The organism is Thermanaeromonas sp. C210 (assembly GCF_013167955.1).
GTDB lineage: Bacteria > Bacillota > DSM-521 > Neomoorellales > Neomoorellaceae > UBA12545.
The window spans coordinates 391,775-409,214 of record NZ_BLWF01000002.1; the positions used below are offsets into that span (position 1 = coordinate 391,775).

Below are 17,440 nucleotides of genomic sequence, written 5' to 3' on the forward strand. Positions count from 1 at the left end.
CACACACCGCGAAGGAAGTTAATATAGGGGGGTTAATATATGTCTAAATAGCCTACCTAGTTCCCCCCAAAAACTCCGGGCTAAAACATTTAACATCCGAGAAAACCGAATAGTATTTAAGCAAAACAAAAACAGAAGGAGTTACTTCCACTGGATCCCAGCTTGTAAGTAGAGCAAAGAAGAAAGCTCAGAAGGGCGCCCTCACAGCCGCCCTGTAACGAGATGGAGGCGGTAGTATGGTCAACAGCCTCCTACGAGAAAGACCTATTCCCTCGGGATCGGGTCTACGCTAAAGCCCCCCTCAGGTGCAGCCGCCAGTATCTCTGGATCCCCCGTAACCAATTCCGCCCCCAGCTCTCCAGCCAGGGCCACCGCAAAGGCGTCGGCGTAGGAAAGGCGAAAGGCACCTTTCAGGGCCGCCGCCTGCCACACCCGGCGGTTGCTCGCCGGAAACACTCGCCACGGGAAGACACCGGCGGCTACGTCGGCCCGGAAATCCTCCGCCTCCGTTTCTCCACGGCTCCGGAAGAGACGGTAGTACACCTCGCCCAGGTTTACGGCCGAAATCGCAAGCTCTACCCTTCCTTCTTCAGCTTCGCCCATGAGCCGGTCCACATAAGAGGCACCCGGCTCGTCCTGCATCCAGCACAGGACGGCATAGGCATCAAGTACCTTCTTCATCCCGCTCCACCTCAAGCCGGTGCTCGGCCACGTGCTCCTCTAGCATGTCGCTCCCGGCAAACGCCCCGCGCCAGCGCCGCCAGCCCTTCCGGGCCTTCCCTTCGATGGGTTCAAGAACTATCCGGCCGCCGGAAAGCTCCACCTTGAGCCGGTCACCGGGAAAAAGACCCAGTCGCTCCCGTATTTCCTTGGGCAGCACCAGCTGGCCCTTGGTGGAAAGGGTCGTCACCTGCACGCCAGCACCATCCTTTCTTACCTCTATTGTAAGGATAAGTCGGCCAAAGGTCAAGCAAAAAGCAGGCCGTGTGCTCGGTCTGTGTTGTTGTCAGGGTAAAATAACTCGCTAGCCTGAAAATACTCCTGCTGGTGCCGCGCCAGCGGCATGCGCGTCTCAAAGTAAGTAAGGGGTGCAATTGTACTTTACTTAATGAGCTGCTCCCCTTTACGGTTCTTCATGGTGAAGACACGCCAGGGGCAGAACATAAATCACGGGGTTACGGCGTAAAGTTTCGGGCAGCTTTGGCAACGGGTGCGCAGCCTTTGGGCGGCAAAGGAGGCGCGAAAATCCGCGTAGGCCTGCTCCTCCCAAAGAACGTCCAGGGTCAAGCTGTGCACGTTGCCGAAGATCATCTTTTCGTAAGCAAAGGAACCGGACGGGGTGTAGTATACCACGCCCTCCCGGACGGGGAGGCAGGCAAAGACGCACGGGGCTACCGATCCATCTCCCGCCACAAACACCGAGCGCAGGACGTTTTCTGTACAGAGCTGGCGGGAGCAGCTCCTATCCGCCAAATAGTAATATACCTCCAGCCCCTGCTTCCCACCCTTGCGCCGGACTTCTTCCAGACAAACCCGGGCATATTGGAGTTCATCGGGCGCGCAGAAAAGAAAGGCCTCCCGTGCCAGCTCCTCCGAGGGTACGAAATCCAAGGTGGTTATGACCACTTGCCTTAAACCGAAACCTTTGAGGAGGTCCGGGAGCCGCTTTAGCCTTTCCAGGCCGGAGCGCAGCAGCATATAGGCCACGTGCAGGAACGGCCTGTCAGTACGATACCGCCCCTTGGCCGCCTCCACCTCTTTAATGGCAGCCAGCACTTGTTCCAAGCGGGTACTTTGACGCCACCGGTCGTGGTCTTCCCCGGTGCCGGCCAGGGAAAAGGCCAACACATCCATGCCGGAAGCTACTATTTCCCTTGCCGTCGGGGGGTCTATCAGAGTGCCATTAGTAGTGGCGCCCACCAGGCAACCCGCCTTCTTGGCGCGGGCTACCATATCGAAAAAACGGGGATGCAGGAGGGGTTCACCCCATCCCTGGAGGTGAACCATGCGGGCCTGGGGGAAGGACGGTTCCAATCTTACGAAAGTTTCCCAATCCATATGGGTGTTTATCCACTCACCGCTGTAGGCCGTCCGGGGGCAGTAGCCGCAGCGGGCATTACAATAAGAAGTGACTTGTACCTGGATCCAATCGAATTTTTGCATTCACCCGGTCACCTTTCTTCTCCCAACCATCCGGCAGCCTCTAGGGCCGCCAGGAACCGGTGGCGGATATGGGGATGGTCCTCCGCCAGCAAGCTCACCGTCCTTTTTACTTCGTGGCGTTTTGTCCGGCCGGCAGCCGGGCAGGGATTGGGCAGTACCGGCAAGTGTTCTACCTTGGCCACTCCGGCCACGGTGGCCTCCGGGAGGTAAATGAGGGGTCTTATAACTGTGAGCCCTTTTCTCGTCAGATAAGTTACGGGCAGAAAGGTGGCAAAGCGGCCGTTATAAAGCCAGTTGAGTAAGAAGGTTTCTAGAAGATCGTCCAGGTGGTGACCTAAGGCTACTTTGTTACACCCCAGGCGCCGGGCCGCTTCGTTCAGGGCCCCGCGGCGGAGGTGGGAGCAAAGGGCGCAGGGATTGGATTCCCTCCTGTACTGAAAAACAATGGGACCAATAGCCGTCCGCTCGACATGGAAGGGGATGTCGAGTCGGCGGCAAAATCCGACCAGGGGCCGGAAGTCGACCTCCCATCCCAGGTCTACAAAAACGGCCTCAAAGTGGAAGTCCAGGGAGGAAAAGTTGCGCAGCAGCCATAACACATAGAGGAGAATAGAGCTATCCTTCCCGCCGGACGCCCCTACCGCAATTCGGTCACCGGCGGTAATCATGTTGTATTTATAAACCGCCCGCTTCACGGGCGTCAGAAACCATTTGCCGTAACTGCGTTTTACTTTATGCTCGATGATGTCCCGTTCATCCACACCCATTTAACTCCCATGTCCCCAGCTGCTCTTAATCGCCCGCCCGGGTCAAGGCCTTCGCCGTGGCCGCCCTCAGGCCACGATTTCCTGAATAAGTATCGACGGGTGGACCAGAAGCCGGATAATCTCCCCCGACCTTTCCTCGGGCCGGAGCACTTCGACGATGGGTCTTAAGGGAACCGCCGGTTCCTGGGCCACCACCCTGGCTATTTCTCCGCTGGTCAGGCGAACAATGGTGCCCACCGGGTAGCTGGCAATTTCCTGCAGGAAGATTTTGACCAGTTCTAAATCCAAGGTGCCCCGGGTGCTCTCCACCATCAAAAGCTCCATCCCTTCATGGGGCAAAAGCTTGGGCCGGTAACACCGGTCGGTAGTCACCGCATCGTAAACATCGGCAATGGCCACACAGCGGGCCGCCAGGGTGATTTCTTCCTTTACCAGACCCCGGGGGTAACCACTCCCGTCACACCGCTCGTGGTGATCCCTCACTACTAGCCTTACTTCCTCACTTACCAGCCCCTCCAGGCGCCGGTAGCCTGCCTCCGGATGGCCCTTGACCACCTCGAACTCTTCAGGAGTGAGCCTTCCGGGCTTGCCGATAATCTCGCTGGGTATTTCTAACTTTCCGATATCGTGGAGCATAGCTCCTACGCCCAATACCATCAATTCCTCTTCGGGAAGCTTGAGACGAGAACCGAGATAGGTGGCCAGCAGAGTCACATTAAGGGAATGCCTGGCGGAATAGGGGTCCACATCCTTTAACATGGCCATCTGCAGGAAGACGTCCTGCTTCTCCCGCATGCGGCCGATGAACTCCGCCACGGCCTCCCTTACATCTTCCACCGCCAGGCGGTTGCTGCCCAAGCGGCAGCTCCGGTAGAGGTCGTGGAGGACTGCCTGGGCTTCCAGGTACACTTGCTTAGCCGGACCTTCATCCAGGAGCATGAGCTCCTCAACTTCAGGTGCCTGCCCCATAACGTTCTCCCTGCCCCAAGCTTAGGCGTAGAAAGACCTGTTTCGATTATTCGACAGCTTTTATAAAAATTCCTACTCCCAAGGATTATTAGCCTTAAACACGTAATGCAATTGTGGGCAGGCAAAAATCTGTTAGAATGAAGTTGAAAGAACCGCGGAAGGAGGGAGGAACATGCCGTACCTGACCGTCCAGTCCCGCCGGAGAGCGGAGCTCATCGACATCACGGACCAAGTCCGGGATCTAGTTGCCCGGCATAAAGTAACCGAGGGGGCCCTGCTCCTTTTCGTGCCCCACACCACCGCCGGCATCCTCATCAACGAAAATGCCGATCCCGACGTGGCGGAAGATATCCTGGCCACCCTGGCCGATCTCGTACCCCGGCAGGGCGCCTACCGCCACGGTGAGGGCAACAGCGACGCCCATATCAAAACGGTCCTGACGGGCTCCTCGGTCCTCGTTCCTATTTTCCAGGGCCGTCTCGGGCTGGGCACCTGGCAGGGGATTTACCTGGCCGAATTCGACGGTCCCCGCCGGCGCCAGGTCACGGCCACTTTTCTGGCTCCCATCCCGGAGTGAAGGGTCCGAGGGCCACGGAGGTACACGCCGGCACCCCCTCCGGTCCGAACGGAAGCCGCCCTACGGGGAACCCATCACCGGGCCCTGCCCCGCAAGGGTCCGGACCAGCCGCCGGACCTCGGCGACTTCAAAGGGCTTGGCCAGGTAGTAGTCGCAGCCCGCCGCCAGGACCTTTTCCCGGTCGCCGGGCATGGCGAAGGCCGTCACTCCTACGATGGCGGTCCTCGGCCGCGCCTCCTTCATCCAGCCGGCCAGGGTGAAGCCGTCCACCGAGGGGAGCTGCATATCCAGGAACACCAGGGAAGGGTCCTCTTCCCAGAATTTATACCAGGCTTCCCACCCATCGACGGCTACGATGAGGGTTCCCATGCCTTCCAGCACCGAAAGAAGGAGCTCCAGGTTGAGGTCGTCGTCCTCGGCGATTAGAATCTTAAGGGGTTCCCCCGCGTCCACAGGTTACCACCCTCCCCGTGCGCGCCGCACCGGGCCACCCGCATGTTAGCCCCCTAACTCCTGTCCCCGGCACCTCCGCCCAGGCTGGCGTATCCCCAGTTTGGCTTCTAGGCCTGCTTGGCTTCAGCTCGCTCCGGAAACCCTCGCAGGCCAAACTATCACTCAGCCTCAAGCTCCGGCGGACTTCCCGGCAAATTCGGCATCCTGCCTCAGTTGCCGGCCTCGGGCATCCATGCCCTCGGGTCCGCCTCCGCTTTCGGCTTCGCTAAGTTTGGCTGCCGCTCGGGTTTAGTCGCTCGCTTGAAGCCTAAGCAGGCCTTCCCAGCAAAAACTGGGGATAACTCAGCAGCCCAGGACCTTGACAAGAAGTCTGTATGCCTCCGGGTCCCACCAGCCCTTGTCCACCTCTTCCCCTATTATGGCCAGGGCGCGTTCCCGCGGCAGGGCCGGACGGTAGGGACGGTCGCTGGTCAGGGCATCGTAGACATCCGCCACACTCAAAATCCGGGCAAAAAAGGGGATGTCCGCCGCCTTTTTTCCGGCCGGGTAACCGCTGCCGTCCAGGCGCTCGTGGTGATTGCCCACCAGGGGCACCGGCGGCTTCGTGCGGTCCATCTGGCTGAGGATGCAGGCCCCGACCTCCGGGTGCTGGCAGATGACCTGTCGTTCCTGGGGAGTGAGGGGGCCGGGCTTATTAAGGCACTATCTCTTTAATCCCGCCCTCTCCCACCCTGACGGGGGCCGCACTTATCCTTATGGGAAGGCGCCGGTTATCCTTGGTCCGGAGTAGAGCCTCCATCCCCTCGACGTTCTCCCCATCGAAGGCCCGGCAAAGCACGCAGTCGTGGGAGCCGCAGATGGGTTCTCCGGAAGTATAGGTATGGCCCAGTACCTCCCTGCAGGGCCTGCCTATGGCCTCGGCCGCCGTATAGCCGGTGATGACCTCGGCCCCCCGGTTCCAGGCGGTAATCCGTCCTTCCCGGTCCACGGTGCAGATCCCGTCCAGGGAGCTCTCCAGCACCGCCTGGACATGGGCCAGCTTTTCTTCGGCGGTCCGGGCCTGGCGGCTTATTTCCTCCAGAAGCTCCTTCCTTTCCGTCTCCCGCTCGTGTTTCTCCTGCAGGAGGCTCAGGAGCCGGGAGAGCCTCGTAAACAGGCGGATTAGGTGTTCCCGGTCCCCGTCTTCCGCCGGCACGAGAACCAGCAGCACCCCCCGCAGTTCTTCCAGCCCCAGGGGCGCAGCCACCACCTTCACCCTTGTCCGCGGGGTCAAGCCGTGGCCTAAATCGAATTCCTGCCAGCCAACCATCACGCGAAGCTCCCGGGCGCACTGGCCGGCCGGGCCGTGTCCCGGAAGCACCTCGGTTTCTACTTCTGCCGGGAGGGCATACCTCACCGCCAGTTCCAGCCTCTCCCCTTCGTCATCGTACCGGTAGTAGGCGCCGCCTAAAATAATCCCGCGGTTGTAAAGGACGGCCAGGGTGTCCTGGATCAAAGCATTAAAATCAACTTCTCCGAGTTTATCCGCCCAGAGGGTGAAGATTTCATTGACCGCCTCCTCATCCCGGAAATAAACCCTGGCGGCCAGGTCTACCAGCTTCTCCAGGCGGACTATTTCCCCTTCGGCATCCCCGGGCCGCCCGGCCGGCACCTCGGCCTTCACCGCCTGCTCCACCAGGCCGAAGATGCGGGCCAGGGGCTGGGTCAGAGTGCGGGCTATGCTTCGCTGAAAGACGGCCAGAAAAATCAAGCCGGCCACGGTAAAGGCCAACCCGCCGGCCGTCACCAGCCAGTGGAAAATGCGATATCCCGCCCACATCCCTTCCAGTCTGGACGTCAGGGTCTCCTGGATCCTGGCCAGCAGGGCGTCAAGGCCGGACACCGCAGGTAACAGTTCTTCCGTAAAGTACCGGGATGCCTCGACCCGCCCGTCCCCAGGCCGAAGCCCGGAAGCGGTGGTTTCCAGGAGGGTCAAAACATTATGTATACTCCTGTGCTGCCTGGTGGTTTCCCATACAAGGCCTTCCAGGTGCCGGTCCCCCCGCACGGCGGAGGCCAGTCTTTCCAGATCCCGGACCACGGGACATTCTTCGAGGGCAGCCGCCACCACCGGCCTCCCGGTCAGCAACCGGCCAGCCACCTCGCGGGTGACAGCCGCGCTGTGCTGGCCTATCCTGTGGATTTCCAGGAGGGCCTGGTTGAGGGCCACAACCGAACGGCCCACGTACCACAGTTGCACCGACATGATGACCAGGCCCAAGGTAAGAAGCCCGATCAAACCCGTAACCAGACGGTAGTAGAGCACGAGTTTCCTTTCCATACCTGCCGGTCTCCTGCCCGCGAAAGGTAAATCCCTCGTCCGAAGGGGGGCTCCACCCCCGCCTTTCCAAGGCCTCTCCCTGTCCCCTTCTTCCCCGGTGGGGTGGCTACTCTATTTGGAATAGATTCGACACGTTACCTCTATTTTCCTTGTCCGGCGTGTGATCTCCATCATGGTAAAGGGCGAAGCCATCCGTTAAAATCTTCTGTGAGCCCACCAGCAAACACACCAAGGTTCAGGGGTGATACCCATGGAAGGACGTTGTCCCGGACAGGACAGGCGCTGCTGGAAGCCGGAGGACATCTTTGAAGAGCCGTGCCCCCACTGCGGGGGCCCGATAGAATTTTGGAAGGACGACGTTACTGTGAGATGTCCCCATTGCCGGCAGCCCGTGACCAATCCGCGCTTTGATCCCGGGTGCGCCGCATGGTGTTCCTATGCCCACAAATGTTTAGGAGAAATAGCCCTCACCTACCAGCGCCAGCCCCGGGTCCTCCGGGATAAGCTAGAAGTAGAAGCCCGGAAGAACTACCTGAATAACAAACAACTTTTGAACGTGGCCTTGAAGTCCGCAGGCTGGGCGGAAAAACTGGCGCGGGAAGAAGGGGTGGAGCCTCTCGTGGCCATTGCGGCCTGCCTGTTCTACGACCTGGGAGGTGCCGGCGGCGGGCCCGACGCTGCCTCCCGGGCCCGCCAGATTATGGCCGCCGTCCCTGGGCTGGAACCAGCGGTCATCCAAGAGGTGGCCGCCGTGATTGCCGCCGGTGAAAAAACCCTAGACCTCCCTGCCTGGCGGGTGGTGCAGGATGCGCGCCGCCTCGCCCGCCTGACGGGGGATCCCCATGAGCGCCCTACCTTCTACACTGCTGCGTCCCAGGGCCTAGCCGCGGAACTCACCGGCCGGTCTGAATAAAGGGCATCCTGCCGGGCCCGCCATGCGGAACCCTAAAGGAATTCGGCCCCCACCCGCCGGTAGCGTTCCCGGCGGGCCCGGACCAGCTCTTCCCCTTTCAGCCGCGACAATTCCTCAAGGTGAAAAATAAGCCTCTCCTTGATCCGGGCGGCCACGCCCCCTTTATCCCGGTGGGCGCCACCCAGGGGCTCGGGGATGATCTCGTCGATTATTTTTAGGCGGTAGAGGTCCTGGGCCGTAAGTTTTAGGGCCTCGGCCGCCTCCCAGGCCCGGCCTGCGTCCTTAAAGAGTATGCTGGCGCACCCCTCCGGGGAAATAACGCTGAAAAAAGCATTCTCCAGCATGAGGAGCCGGTCGGCCACGGCCAGGGCCAGGGCGCCTCCGCTGCCTCCCTGGCCGATGATCACCGTAACAATAGGCACTCTAAGGGTGCTCATCATCGCCAGGTTCCGGGCGATGGCCTCTCCCTGTCCCCTTTCTTCCGCTCCGGTGCCCGGGTAGGCCCCCGGCGTATCCACCAGGGTAATAACAGGACGGCCGAACTTTTCGGCCTGCTGCATGAGGCGGCGTGCTTTACGGTAGCCCTCAGGGTGGGCCATGCCGAAGTTGTACTGCAAGTTTTCTTTGGCATCCCTACCCTTGCGGTTGCCGATAACGGTAACGGGCCTTCCCTCTAAGGTAGCCAGCCCCCCTACAATGCTCGGGTCATCCCCGAAACAGCGGTCCCCATGGAGTTCCAGGAAGTCGGGGAAGATGGCCTGGATGTAATCCACGGCCCCCGGCCTTTCCGGCAGGCGGGCCAGATAAACCCGCTCCCATGCTTTAAGGTTGCTGTATAGTTCCCGTTCAAGCATTTCCACCCTCGCTTTGAGCATCCCGATCTCGGAACTCAAATCAAAAGAGTGCTCCCGGGAAAATTCCTCCAACTCCTCTATCTTGCTCCGCAGCCGGGCCAAATTCCGTTCACAGAGCAGCATTCCTATCCCCTCGCGGGTGCATCCTCAGAATCCTGGCCAGGGTGGCCTTCATGTTCTTGCGGGGGACGATCAGGTCAACAAACCCCTTGGCCAGCATAAACTCTGCGCGCTGGAAACCCTCCGGCAGCTTTTGCCCTATGGTTTGCTCGATGACCCGGGGCCCGGTAAAGCAGATGAGGGCCCGGGGTTCGGCGATGATGATGTCCCCCAGGGAGGCAAAACTGGCCGTGACGCCGCCGGTGGTGGGATCCGTCAAAACGCTGATGTAAAGGAGGCCCGCCCGGCCGAATTCCTGCAGCAGGCCTGCTATTTTGGCCATCTGCAGCAGCGACAGGGTCCCTTCTTGCATGCGGGCCCCGCCGGAAGCGCAGAAAGCCACGAAGGGCAGCCCTTCCCGGAGGGCGGCCTCCACGGCCCGGGCGATCTTTTCCCCCACCACCAAACCCATGCTGCCCATCATAAAGTGACTGTCCATTACGGCCAGGAGGCAGGGCTCCCCCTCTATCTCACCGTAACCGGTGACTACCGCTTCCTGCAGTCCGGTAACCTCACGGGCTTCCTTCAGTTTTTCCCCATAGCCCGGAAAGGAGAGGGGATCCCTGGAGGTGAGCTCCGCGTCCAATTCCCTGAAGGTGCCCTCATCCACGGTTTGTTGCAGCCGCTCGGCGGCCGTGAGGCGGAAATGGTATCCGCAGTGGGGGCATACCTTAAGGTTGTCTTCCAGCTGCTTCTGTATTAAGATCTCCCGGCACTCCGGGCATTTTCCCAGGGGATTTTCGCGGGCATACGCGGAAGCATGCACCTCTATGTAGCGCGTCCTCTTAAGCCCGGGAAACATCTAAGAGTTTATCGCCTCCTGCTAGTAGTTGATTTTATTACCTGATGTTAAATTATAACACATTCCCCGGCCGGCGGCCAGCAAAAAGTTCCCTTCCAGGTGTGAGGTAAATCACAGTTTTCTACTGGATTTTCCCTTAATATGATCGCCGGAGGACATAAACCGGCAAAACCTCTGCCATGCAAATTGAAGAGGTGCTTCCGCAGCAACTATGAAAGGGCCGGGTAGGCAGGAGATCCTAAAAAGTCCCGGCCCCGGGGATCGCTACGGAAGCACCCGGAAAAGAGGGGAGGAGATACTTATGTTCTGTTATCAATGTGAACAGACGGCCGGGGGAACCGGCTGTACGAGGGTGGGCGTCTGCGGCAAGAATGAGGATATAGCCAGCCTGCAGGACACCCTTGTCTTCGGCCTGAAGGGGGTGGCGGCCTACGCTTACCACGCCCGGGAGCTGGGGGCCCGCGATGAAGAAATCGATGCCTTCATGCACGAGGCCCTTTTCTCTACCCTGACCAACGTGGACTTTGATGCCGAGCGCTTCCTGGAACTCCTCTTAAGGTGCGGCGCCGTTAACCTTAAGGTTATGGAACTGCTGGACCGGGCCCATGTGGAGCGCTTCGGTGCCCCGGTGCCCACGGAGGTGTCCACCGGCACCAAGGCCGGCCCGGGCATTCTGGTTACCGGCCACGACCTGCTGGACCTTTATGAGCTCCTTAAACAGACGGAAGGAACCGGCATTAACGTATACACCCATGGAGAAATGCTCCCGGCCCATGCCTATCCGGAGCTGAAGAAGTTCCCCCACCTGGCAGGCAACTACGGTTCGGCCTGGCAGAATCAGCGGCGGGAATTCGAAGAATTCCCGGGGGCCATCGTGGCCACCACCAACTGCGTTCTGCTTCCCAAGGAATCCTATAAAGACCGGATGTTCACCTGCGGCATAGCCGGCCTGCCGGAGGTCACCCACATCAAGAACCGGGACTTCCGGCCGGTCATCGAAAAGGCCAAGTGCCTGCCGCCTCTGCCGGCCAGGGAGGGAGGTAAGGTGGTTACCGGCTTTCATCACCAAGCCGTCCTAGGCCTGGCCGATAAGATCGTGGCCGCGGTCAAGGAGGGTAAAATCCGGCACTTCTTCCTAGTCGGAGGTTGTGACGGAGCCAAGCCGGGCCGGAGTTACTACACCGAACTGGTCAGCAAAATACCCCAGGATTGTGTGGTCATCACCCTTGGCTGTGGCAAGTACCGCTTCAATTATATGGACCTGGGGGAAATAGACGGCATTCCGCGCCTGTTGGACATGGGTCAATGCAACAACGCCTATTCTGCCATCCGGGTGGCCCTGGCCCTGGCTGAGGCCTTTAACTGCAGCGTTAACGAGCTGCCCTTAAGCCTCATCCTGTCCTGGTTCGAGCAGAAGGCCGTGGCCATCCTCCTTACCCTGCTCCACCTGGGGGTCAAGGACATCCGCATCGGCCCTTCGGCGCCGGCCTTTATCTCTCCCAATATCCTGAAAATCCTCCAGGAGAAGTTCGGCCTAAAGCTCATTACCACTCCAGAAGAGGATCTCAAGGCCATCCTGGGGTAGAGCAAAAAAGAGCCGGGCAGCCCTCTCAAGGGGGGTGTCCGGCTCTTCCTTTTCTTTTACCGTTTTCAGGCCCCGTACAGGGCGGCCAACCGCTTGAGGGCCTGCATCTTTTCGCTGCGGCCAATCTTGGCCTCGGCCAGGGCCTTTTCCAGCACGGCGATGGAGCGGTCGTAAACCCGTCGGTCCACCGGGTAGGGATGGCCGTCCTTGCCGCCGTGGCCAAAACTGTATTTCACCGGGTCGCGGAAACTGGCGGGAGCACCGTAGGCTACCTCGGCCACCATGGCCAGGGCGCGCAGAGTCTTGGGGCCGACACCCTCCGTGCCCAGCAGCCCGGCGAAGTCGGAGGGCGGGGAAGCATAGACTTTCAACAAGGTCCTGTTTAGATAATCGGCCCGAGGAATATCGTGGCGCCAGGGGAGCCGGAGGTTGGCCAGGCCGGAAGAGCTCCTTTCCAGTATCCGGCGAAACTCCCGTACTATCTTTTCCGGTTTTTCCCGGGCCAGTTCGGTTACCACCCGGCGGGAGGCCTCGCCTTCTTCTGCCACCATGTTGAGGACCTCGCCGCGGCGGTCGCAGCACACTGCCGCATGGGGCTCGCAAACAAAACTCCCGACCTGCTCCCCCAGCCAGTGGTAGCGCCGGGCCAGGCGGGTATGTTCGTTCATGCCCTGCTGGACCACGGCCCATTGGCCGTCGAAGGTAAAGATAAAAACGTGGTGGTAGAGCTGGTATCCATCCTGCACGGCGGTGTTATCCACCTTGGCCGCCATGCGGCTGGCATAGATGAGCTGCTCCGGCTCCAGGGCCAGGGGGTAACGCTCGGCAGCCCTCAGGATTTCCTGGGGGGTCTGCCGGGAAGTCCGCCCTTTACCCCCGGCAATGACCAGTCCCAGGTCCCACTCCCGGTCCCTTATCCCTTCCTTCAGGGCTCCGCAAAGGGTGGTGGTCAGGCCAGAGGAATGCCAGTCAAACCCCAGGACGCACCCCAGGGCCTGGAACCAATGGGGATCGCTCAGCCGCCGCAAAACTTCTCCGGGTCCGAATTCCCGCACGATCACTTCTATAATGGCCCCGGATAACCGGCGCATGCGCTCAAATAACCACGGCGGGCAGTGGCCGCTGTGGAGGGGCAAACTGGCCGTTCCCGTCCGCAACATTTTCCCTTCTCCCTTTCACGGGAAGAGCCCTGCTCTTCCCTTCTAACCGGGCGGTTGAGGAGGGCCGCGCCGGTAATGGATCGGCGTAAGGGGCGAGACGAATTCCTCCCGTCCTTTAGGGGCCAGCGTGCCCCGGCCCGGGGGCTCCGCCAGCAGCGCCTTACTCCCCGGTCGAAGGCCGTCCCCATTATAGCGCCGGGTCCGGGACAAAGTCAATAAAATTATCCTTGACAAGGGACGGCGTGCTCTAGTATGCTGGAAGCAAACTAAAAATGGTATAGCCTAGGAGCCGAGACAGAGATCAGGGGAGACGAGTTGAGGGGAGACGAGACTTGCCGGTGGAGGAAGAGCAGCCTGGCGGTTTTCGTCGGGCTGTTTTTATTTTTATGAAACCCAATCGGGGTAAAGGAGGTTGCAATTATGAAGGAACCGTCCGTGGAGGAGGTAAGACTGCGGGAAGTCTCCCGAAGGGGTCTGCAGGCCGTAGATGTGGTCCTGGTAGCCGTACTGCTGGCGGCGGGAGCCGTCCTGCGCATGATAACCCCGCCCTTTTTCGGCATCACCCCTAACCTGGTCATCGGTATGTACGTCCTGAGCATCATGCTCCTTAAGCCCCGCTTAGGCCAGGTCCTGGGCATAGGACTGGTGGCCGCGGCTGTATGCCACTTTACTACCAAATCCCTGCTGCCTTACTTGAATTTCATCAGCGAGCCCGTAGGAGCATTAGTCACCGGCCTGTTGCTTTATCTTCCCTTTGATAAGAACCGCCTCCTGGCGGCCGTCAAACCTCTGGTGGTAACCTTTCTGGGCACCCTGGCCAGCGGCTTCACCTACATCACTATTTTTAAGGCCGCCACCCTTTTTGCAGCGCTGCCGAATAACCCGGCCTACACCTACCTTTTGATGGTGGTTCTCGTGACCGGGGCAGTAAATGCCGTCCTGGCCCAGGTCCTTTATTTCCCGTTAAAGGAACTTATCAAGAATATTTGAGGGCAACCTCCACCACCACGGGGAGGGCTAAAGATGGACCCTGTAATTGAGGTACAAGACTTTACGTTTTATTACGGTGAAAGCCAAGTACCGGCCCTGGCGGGCCTCAACCTGGTAGTCCGGCAGGGAGAATTTCTGGGCGTTACCGGCCCCACCGGGGCGGGCAAAACCACCCTGGCCCTGGCTTTAAACGGCGTGATCCCCCACTTCCAGGGGGGCCGTTGGTCCGGCCGGGTTGTGGTGGCCGGGCTGGACACCTCGGAAACGCCCTGTTCCCGCCTGGCCCGGGTAATCGGCAGCGTCTTTCAAGACCCGGAGGCCCAGCTGGTGGCTACGGAGGTAGAAGAAGAACTGGCCTTTGGCCTGGAAAATCAGGGCCTTCCCCGGGAGGAAATGCTCCGGCGAATCGATGAAGCTTTAACCATGGTGGGCATCCGCGAGCTGCGCCGCCGCAGCCTCAAGGAGCTATCCGGAGGCCAGAAGCAAAGGGTGGCCATTGCCGCCGCCGTAGCCATGCGGCCCGCCGTGCTGGTCCTTGACGAGCCCACTTCCGAGCTCGACCCCCAGGGTACTCTGGAAGTCATGGAAGTTCTGCGCCTCCTCAACCGGGACCACCGCCTCACCATCGTCCTCCTTGAACAAAAGCTGGCCGCCATGGCTCCCTATATCTCCCGGCTGGTTTGCCTCCATAAGGGCCGCATAGTGGCCGACGCCCCGCCGCGCGAGATCCTGCGCCGGGAGAAACTCCTCCAGGAACTGGGGTTGGAGGAGCCGCCGGTCGCCGCTTTTTTCAGGCTGCTGCGACGGGCGGGCCTCTATACCCAGGACTTACCCCTGACGGTGGAGGAAGGCCGGGAGGAACTGGGTCGACTCCTCGGTAAGGAGGGGATACCGTGATCCGGGCCGAGAACTTGAGTTTCACTTATCCTAACGGCCTGCAAGCCCTAAAGGATGTTTCTTTTTATATAAAGAAGGGGGAGTTCGTAGCCTTAATTGGCCGCAACGGCTCCGGGAAAACCACCTTGCTGAAGCACCTTAACGGCCTCCTCAAGCCCACAGGAGGCCGCCTCTTCATCGCCGGTCTGGACACCGCCCGGGCCAGAACGTCCGAGCTGGCCCGCAAAGTAGGTTTTTTGTTCCAGAATCCCGACCACCAGATTTTCCTGCCCACGGTAGCCCAGGAAATTGCCTTTGGTCCCAGGAATTTGGGCCTTAAGGGCCGGGAGATTGAGGAGCGGGTGGCCGAGGCCGCTGCCCAGGTGGGTTTAACGGACTACCTGGGCGCCAACCCCTGGAGGCTCGGTAAGGGGCTGCGCCAGAGGGTGGCCCTGGCCTCCGTCCTGGCCATGCGGCCCGAGATCCTGGTCTTGGACGAACCCACCACGGGTCAAGATTACCGCCAGGCTCGGGAAATAATGGCCATAATAAAGGAGTTGCACCGGAGAGGGCATACCATAATACTGGTAACCCACGACATGGAGATGGTAGTACGATATGCCGAAAAGGCCTTCGTCCTGGGCGAGGGAAGGCTGTTACTGGAGGGGTCCTTGACCGAGGTCTTCTCCCGGGATGACATCCTGGCCGCGGCCGGCCTTCTCCCCCCTGCTATAGTAAGACTGATCAGCCCTTACCGGACAGCCGGGCTGTTCCCCAACGTGCTCACACCGGAGGATCTCTTCCGGGAAGTCTGTCTTATGTTAAGGGGTGAGGACCATGCCGTCCGCATCCTTCCTGCATGATCTCCATCCTCTAACCAAGGTGGTCTGGTCCCTGGCCGTGGTGACTGCCGCCTTCTTTCTCCGGGGGCCCCTCCCCCTGCTCCTTCTGTTAGCCTCGGTCCTGGCCGTGGCCGGGGCCGGGAAGGTGCTCCGGCAGGTATGGCCGGCCCTCAAGGGGCTGGCCTTCCTGGCCGCCCTTTTCTTCCTCTTCCAGGTCTTCTTAATTCAAGAAGGCAACACGGTCCTCACCCTCTTCCCCGGCAGAGGGTTCGGCCGGGTGACCGATGTGGGCCTTTACGCATGCACCGTGCTGGCCCTTAGAATGCTGGTCATGACTTCTACCATTCCGGTGCTCCTGGCCACCACCAACCCCAAAGATATGGTGGTGGCCTTTGTAGAAAAGTTGAAGGTGCCGTATCTTTACGCCTTCATGCTGGTTACTTCTTTGCGCTTCATCCCGGTCCTTCAGGAGCAACTGGATCTCGTCCTCCAAGCCCAGCGGGCCCGGGGCCGCGACCTGGAGGGGCGCAATTTTATCAAGAGGCTCAAAGCCGTAGTCCCCGTGGCCCTTCCCCTGCTCCTCGTCTCCATCCGGCGGTCCCGAACCCTGGCCATCTCCCTGGAAACCCGGGGCTTCGGTACCGGACCGCGCACTCACCTGCGTTCCATGGCCTTCCGGCCGGCCGATATAGCGGTTATGGCCTCCTGCACCTTGCTCACCTTCCTTGTGATTGTCCTGTAAGCTCTTTAGGACGCCGTCGACCTGACGGCGTCCGGTATTTTCAGCCTGCTACGGGACCGTTTCCAGGCCTATATTGGTTGGTTTTCTTTGCATCATTTGGCAGGAGAAAACCTGTCTGCGTCGAATTGAACTTCTAAGTAAGTAAGAAAACAGCAGAAATAACCAGCAATCCAGGTAACTATCTAAATGGTTCGGGAAACCTTCCCCGGTCTTTTGTATGCCCTGCTCCTCCAAGACTTGCCCGAAAGCATGCTCATGGCTATGGTGGTGTTCAGCCTCCTAAATTTACGTATCTGGGACAGGAGGGTCGTGTTGGTCGGCCTCCTGCAGACCCTTACCAATCTGGTGCGCCTTCTACCCATTGCCTTCGGCATGCACTCGGTCATTCTCATTATTTCTATATCTATCTATACTCGGCTCTTCACCCGGGCCCAGTTGAGCAAGACCTTCCTCTCCGCTTTAGTTTGTTTCGCCCTGCTCGGTGTCACTGAGCTGATATATGTCAGGCCTCTTTTGAGCTTTACGGGACTGCAGTATGAAGAGGTATTTGCCGATCCTTTCTTAAGGGCGGCCTTCGCCCTTCCGGACATGATGGTCCTCCTGGCCGTGGCCCTGGGCAAGGACTATTACAACCGCAAGAGGGGATTGGTATGCTGAAGTTAAACATTGCGCGGCCGGCCGCAGCTTATCTCAGAGAAAAGCTCCAGCTAACCCCGGAGCAAGAGGAAATCGCCCTTTACGGCCTGCAAACCATCCTTTATCCCCTTACCGGCCTCCTGGCTATCGTGCTGGTGGGCCGCCTCCTGGGCTGCTTACCGGCCACCCTGGCGGCCACCTTCAGCGCCGGTTTTCTGCGGCTGTGGTCCGGCGGTGCCCACACCCGCTCCCCCCTCACCTGTACCCTGGTAGGTATGGCCCTTTTCCCCCTCCTAGGTAAAATAGCCGACGCGGCGGCGCCCGGCATGGGGGCCTCCGGCCTGCTTCTCGTCCTGGCGGCTGTTTCGGCAGTGTGCCTGCCCACCGTTGTCCGGATGGCGCCGGTGGATTCCCCGGCCAAACCCATCCTCTCGGCGGATTACCGCCGCAACCTGCGCCGCCTGTCGGTAGCAGCCGTCATCCTTATCACCGCTGCTCAGGTTGCCCTCTTAAAAGCCGGCGCTTACAACCTGGTGCTGGCCCTGAGTCTGGGTCTAGGGTGGCAAACCTTTTCGTTGACAAGGGCGGGTCACAGGTTTGCCGCTTTCGTAGACAAACTGAGTTAATCATCA

The 17,440-nt window shown here is 59.9% G+C and carries 19 protein-coding genes and 1 pseudogene; 9 read left to right on the top strand and 11 right to left on the bottom strand.

What is annotated here, in order from left to right:
- Positions 1-264 precede the first annotated feature (264 nt).
- From TAMC210_RS06010 to TAMC210_RS06030, 5 genes are all read right to left on the bottom strand, one after another.
- Entirely contained in the window at positions 265-681 is a 417-nt protein-coding gene (locus tag TAMC210_RS06010; RefSeq protein ID WP_173297879.1) for a type II toxin-antitoxin system VapC family toxin, read from the bottom strand.
- Complete coding sequence (locus TAMC210_RS06015) at positions 665-916, bottom strand: AbrB/MazE/SpoVT family DNA-binding domain-containing protein (protein WP_173297880.1); 252 nt, start codon at positions 914-916, stop codon at positions 665-667. Before TAMC210_RS06015 ends, TAMC210_RS06010 begins: the two co-directional genes overlap by 17 nt.
- 251 nt (positions 917-1,167) lie before the next feature.
- Positions 1,168-2,163 (bottom strand): radical SAM protein, encoded by a 996-nt coding sequence (locus TAMC210_RS06020; protein ID WP_173297881.1) that lies wholly within the window; start codon positions 2,161-2,163, stop codon positions 1,168-1,170.
- A gap of 8 nt (positions 2,164-2,171) precedes the next feature.
- Positions 2,172-2,930: a tRNA lysidine(34) synthetase gene (locus TAMC210_RS06025; protein ID WP_173297882.1), complete on the bottom strand. Its 759-nt coding sequence runs from the start codon at positions 2,928-2,930 to the stop codon at positions 2,172-2,174.
- 66 nt (positions 2,931-2,996) lie between these two features.
- Positions 2,997-3,899, bottom strand: coding sequence for an HD-GYP domain-containing protein (locus TAMC210_RS06030; protein ID WP_173297883.1), 903 nt, complete (start codon positions 3,897-3,899; stop codon positions 2,997-2,999).
- 172 nt (positions 3,900-4,071) lie between these two features.
- On the opposite strand from TAMC210_RS06030, the gene TAMC210_RS06035 reads away from it, so the two are divergent.
- Complete coding sequence (locus TAMC210_RS06035; protein WP_173297884.1) at positions 4,072-4,476, top strand: secondary thiamine-phosphate synthase enzyme YjbQ; 405 nt, start codon at positions 4,072-4,074, stop codon at positions 4,474-4,476.
- A 60-nt stretch (positions 4,477-4,536) separates the two neighbouring features.
- Here TAMC210_RS06035 and TAMC210_RS06040 read toward each other — a convergent pair whose 3' ends face one another.
- The 3 genes and pseudogenes from TAMC210_RS06040 to TAMC210_RS06050 form a co-directional block, all read right to left on the bottom strand.
- Positions 4,537-4,929, bottom strand: coding sequence for a response regulator (locus TAMC210_RS06040; protein WP_173297885.1), 393 nt, complete (start codon positions 4,927-4,929; stop codon positions 4,537-4,539).
- Positions 4,930-5,271: 342 nt separating this feature from the next.
- A pseudogene (locus TAMC210_RS13325) lies at positions 5,272-5,610 on the bottom strand (HD-GYP domain-containing protein); the annotation flags it as partial.
- A 13-nt stretch (positions 5,611-5,623) separates the two neighbouring features.
- On the bottom strand, positions 5,624-7,249 hold the full coding sequence (locus TAMC210_RS06050; protein ID WP_173297886.1) for a PAS domain-containing protein: 1,626 nt from the start codon (positions 7,247-7,249) through the stop codon (positions 5,624-5,626).
- Between the two features lie 250 nt (positions 7,250-7,499).
- Between TAMC210_RS06050 and TAMC210_RS06055 the strand changes: the two genes are divergently transcribed.
- A complete protein-coding gene (locus tag TAMC210_RS06055; protein ID WP_173297887.1) occupies positions 7,500-8,162 on the top strand; it encodes a hypothetical protein in 663 nt (220 codons plus the stop codon).
- Positions 8,163-8,194: 32 nt separating this feature from the next.
- On the opposite strand, the gene TAMC210_RS06060 is transcribed toward TAMC210_RS06055, so the two are convergent.
- The gene (locus TAMC210_RS06060; protein WP_173297888.1) at positions 8,195-9,139 is read right to left on the bottom strand and encodes an acetyl-CoA carboxylase carboxyltransferase subunit alpha; all 945 of its coding nucleotides are present in this window, start codon (positions 9,137-9,139) and stop codon (positions 8,195-8,197) included.
- Complete coding sequence (gene accD / locus TAMC210_RS06065; protein WP_173297889.1) at positions 9,126-9,977, bottom strand: acetyl-CoA carboxylase, carboxyltransferase subunit beta; 852 nt, start codon at positions 9,975-9,977, stop codon at positions 9,126-9,128. Before accD ends, TAMC210_RS06060 begins: the two co-directional genes overlap by 14 nt.
- A gap of 301 nt (positions 9,978-10,278) precedes the next feature.
- Here accD and hcp point away from each other — a divergent pair, with 301 nt between their 5' ends.
- On the top strand, positions 10,279-11,562 hold the full coding sequence (gene hcp / locus TAMC210_RS06070) for a hydroxylamine reductase (protein WP_173297890.1): 1,284 nt from the start codon (positions 10,279-10,281) through the stop codon (positions 11,560-11,562).
- Positions 11,563-11,627: 65 nt separating this feature from the next.
- Here hcp and TAMC210_RS06075 read toward each other — a convergent pair whose 3' ends face one another.
- A complete protein-coding gene (locus TAMC210_RS06075) occupies positions 11,628-12,722 on the bottom strand; it encodes a DUF763 domain-containing protein (RefSeq protein ID WP_254388535.1) in 1,095 nt (364 codons plus the stop codon).
- 420 nt (positions 12,723-13,142) lie between these two features.
- Here TAMC210_RS06075 and TAMC210_RS06080 point away from each other — a divergent pair, with 420 nt between their 5' ends.
- The 6 genes from TAMC210_RS06080 to TAMC210_RS06105 all read left to right on the top strand — a co-directional run bounded on the left by TAMC210_RS06080 (position 13,143) and on the right by TAMC210_RS06105 (position 17,434).
- Entirely contained in the window at positions 13,143-13,712 is a 570-nt protein-coding gene (locus tag TAMC210_RS06080) for a tryptophan transporter (RefSeq protein ID WP_173297891.1), read from the top strand.
- 33 nt (positions 13,713-13,745) lie between these two features.
- Complete coding sequence (locus tag TAMC210_RS06085) at positions 13,746-14,609, top strand: energy-coupling factor ABC transporter ATP-binding protein (RefSeq protein ID WP_173297892.1); 864 nt, start codon at positions 13,746-13,748, stop codon at positions 14,607-14,609.
- Complete coding sequence (locus TAMC210_RS06090; protein WP_173297893.1) at positions 14,606-15,451, top strand: energy-coupling factor ABC transporter ATP-binding protein; 846 nt, start codon at positions 14,606-14,608, stop codon at positions 15,449-15,451. Before TAMC210_RS06085 ends, TAMC210_RS06090 begins: the two co-directional genes overlap by 4 nt.
- Positions 15,426-16,172: an energy-coupling factor transporter transmembrane component T family protein gene (locus tag TAMC210_RS06095; RefSeq protein ID WP_173297894.1), complete on the top strand. Its 747-nt coding sequence runs from the start codon at positions 15,426-15,428 to the stop codon at positions 16,170-16,172. Before TAMC210_RS06090 ends, TAMC210_RS06095 begins: the two co-directional genes overlap by 26 nt.
- Positions 16,173-16,358: 186 nt before the next feature.
- Complete coding sequence (locus TAMC210_RS06100) at positions 16,359-16,829, top strand: hypothetical protein (protein ID WP_173297895.1); 471 nt, start codon at positions 16,359-16,361, stop codon at positions 16,827-16,829.
- Positions 16,823-17,434 (top strand): accessory gene regulator ArgB-like protein, encoded by a 612-nt coding sequence (locus tag TAMC210_RS06105; protein WP_173297896.1) that lies wholly within the window; start codon positions 16,823-16,825, stop codon positions 17,432-17,434. The genes TAMC210_RS06100 and TAMC210_RS06105 overlap by 7 nt, the downstream gene beginning before the upstream one ends.
- Positions 17,435-17,440 lie beyond the last annotated feature (6 nt).

Excerpts from the sequence above, each read along its gene's own strand:
- TAMC210_RS06010 (WP_173297879.1), bottom strand. The coding sequence starts at position 681 with ATGAAGAAGGTACTTGATGCCTATGCCGTCCTGTGCTGGATGCAGGAC.
- TAMC210_RS06020 (WP_173297881.1), bottom strand. The coding sequence starts at position 2,163 with ATGCAAAAATTCGATTGGATCCAGGTACAAGTCACTTCTTATTGTAAT.
- TAMC210_RS06025 (WP_173297882.1), bottom strand. The coding sequence starts at position 2,930 with ATGGGTGTGGATGAACGGGACATCATCGAGCATAAAGTAAAACGCAGT.
- TAMC210_RS06030 (WP_173297883.1), bottom strand. The coding sequence starts at position 3,899 with ATGGGGCAGGCACCTGAAGTTGAGGAGCTCATGCTCCTGGATGAAGGT.
- TAMC210_RS06035 (WP_173297884.1), top strand. The coding sequence starts at position 4,072 with ATGCCGTACCTGACCGTCCAGTCCCGCCGGAGAGCGGAGCTCATCGAC.
- TAMC210_RS06050 (WP_173297886.1), bottom strand. The coding sequence starts at position 7,249 with ATGGAAAGGAAACTCGTGCTCTACTACCGTCTGGTTACGGGTTTGATC.
- TAMC210_RS06055 (WP_173297887.1), top strand. The coding sequence starts at position 7,500 with ATGGAAGGACGTTGTCCCGGACAGGACAGGCGCTGCTGGAAGCCGGAG.
- TAMC210_RS06060 (WP_173297888.1), bottom strand. The coding sequence starts at position 9,139 with ATGCTGCTCTGTGAACGGAATTTGGCCCGGCTGCGGAGCAAGATAGAG.
- accD (WP_173297889.1), bottom strand. The coding sequence starts at position 9,977 with ATGTTTCCCGGGCTTAAGAGGACGCGCTACATAGAGGTGCATGCTTCC.
- hcp (WP_173297890.1), top strand. The coding sequence starts at position 10,279 with ATGTTCTGTTATCAATGTGAACAGACGGCCGGGGGAACCGGCTGTACG.
- TAMC210_RS06075 (WP_254388535.1), bottom strand. The coding sequence starts at position 12,722 with ATGTTGCGGACGGGAACGGCCAGTTTGCCCCTCCACAGCGGCCACTGC.
- TAMC210_RS06080 (WP_173297891.1), top strand. The coding sequence starts at position 13,143 with ATGAAGGAACCGTCCGTGGAGGAGGTAAGACTGCGGGAAGTCTCCCGA.
- TAMC210_RS06085 (WP_173297892.1), top strand. The coding sequence starts at position 13,746 with ATGGACCCTGTAATTGAGGTACAAGACTTTACGTTTTATTACGGTGAA.
- TAMC210_RS06095 (WP_173297894.1), top strand. The coding sequence starts at position 15,426 with ATGCCGTCCGCATCCTTCCTGCATGATCTCCATCCTCTAACCAAGGTG.
- TAMC210_RS06100 (WP_173297895.1), top strand. The coding sequence starts at position 16,359 with ATGGTTCGGGAAACCTTCCCCGGTCTTTTGTATGCCCTGCTCCTCCAA.
- TAMC210_RS06105 (WP_173297896.1), top strand. The coding sequence starts at position 16,823 with ATGCTGAAGTTAAACATTGCGCGGCCGGCCGCAGCTTATCTCAGAGAA.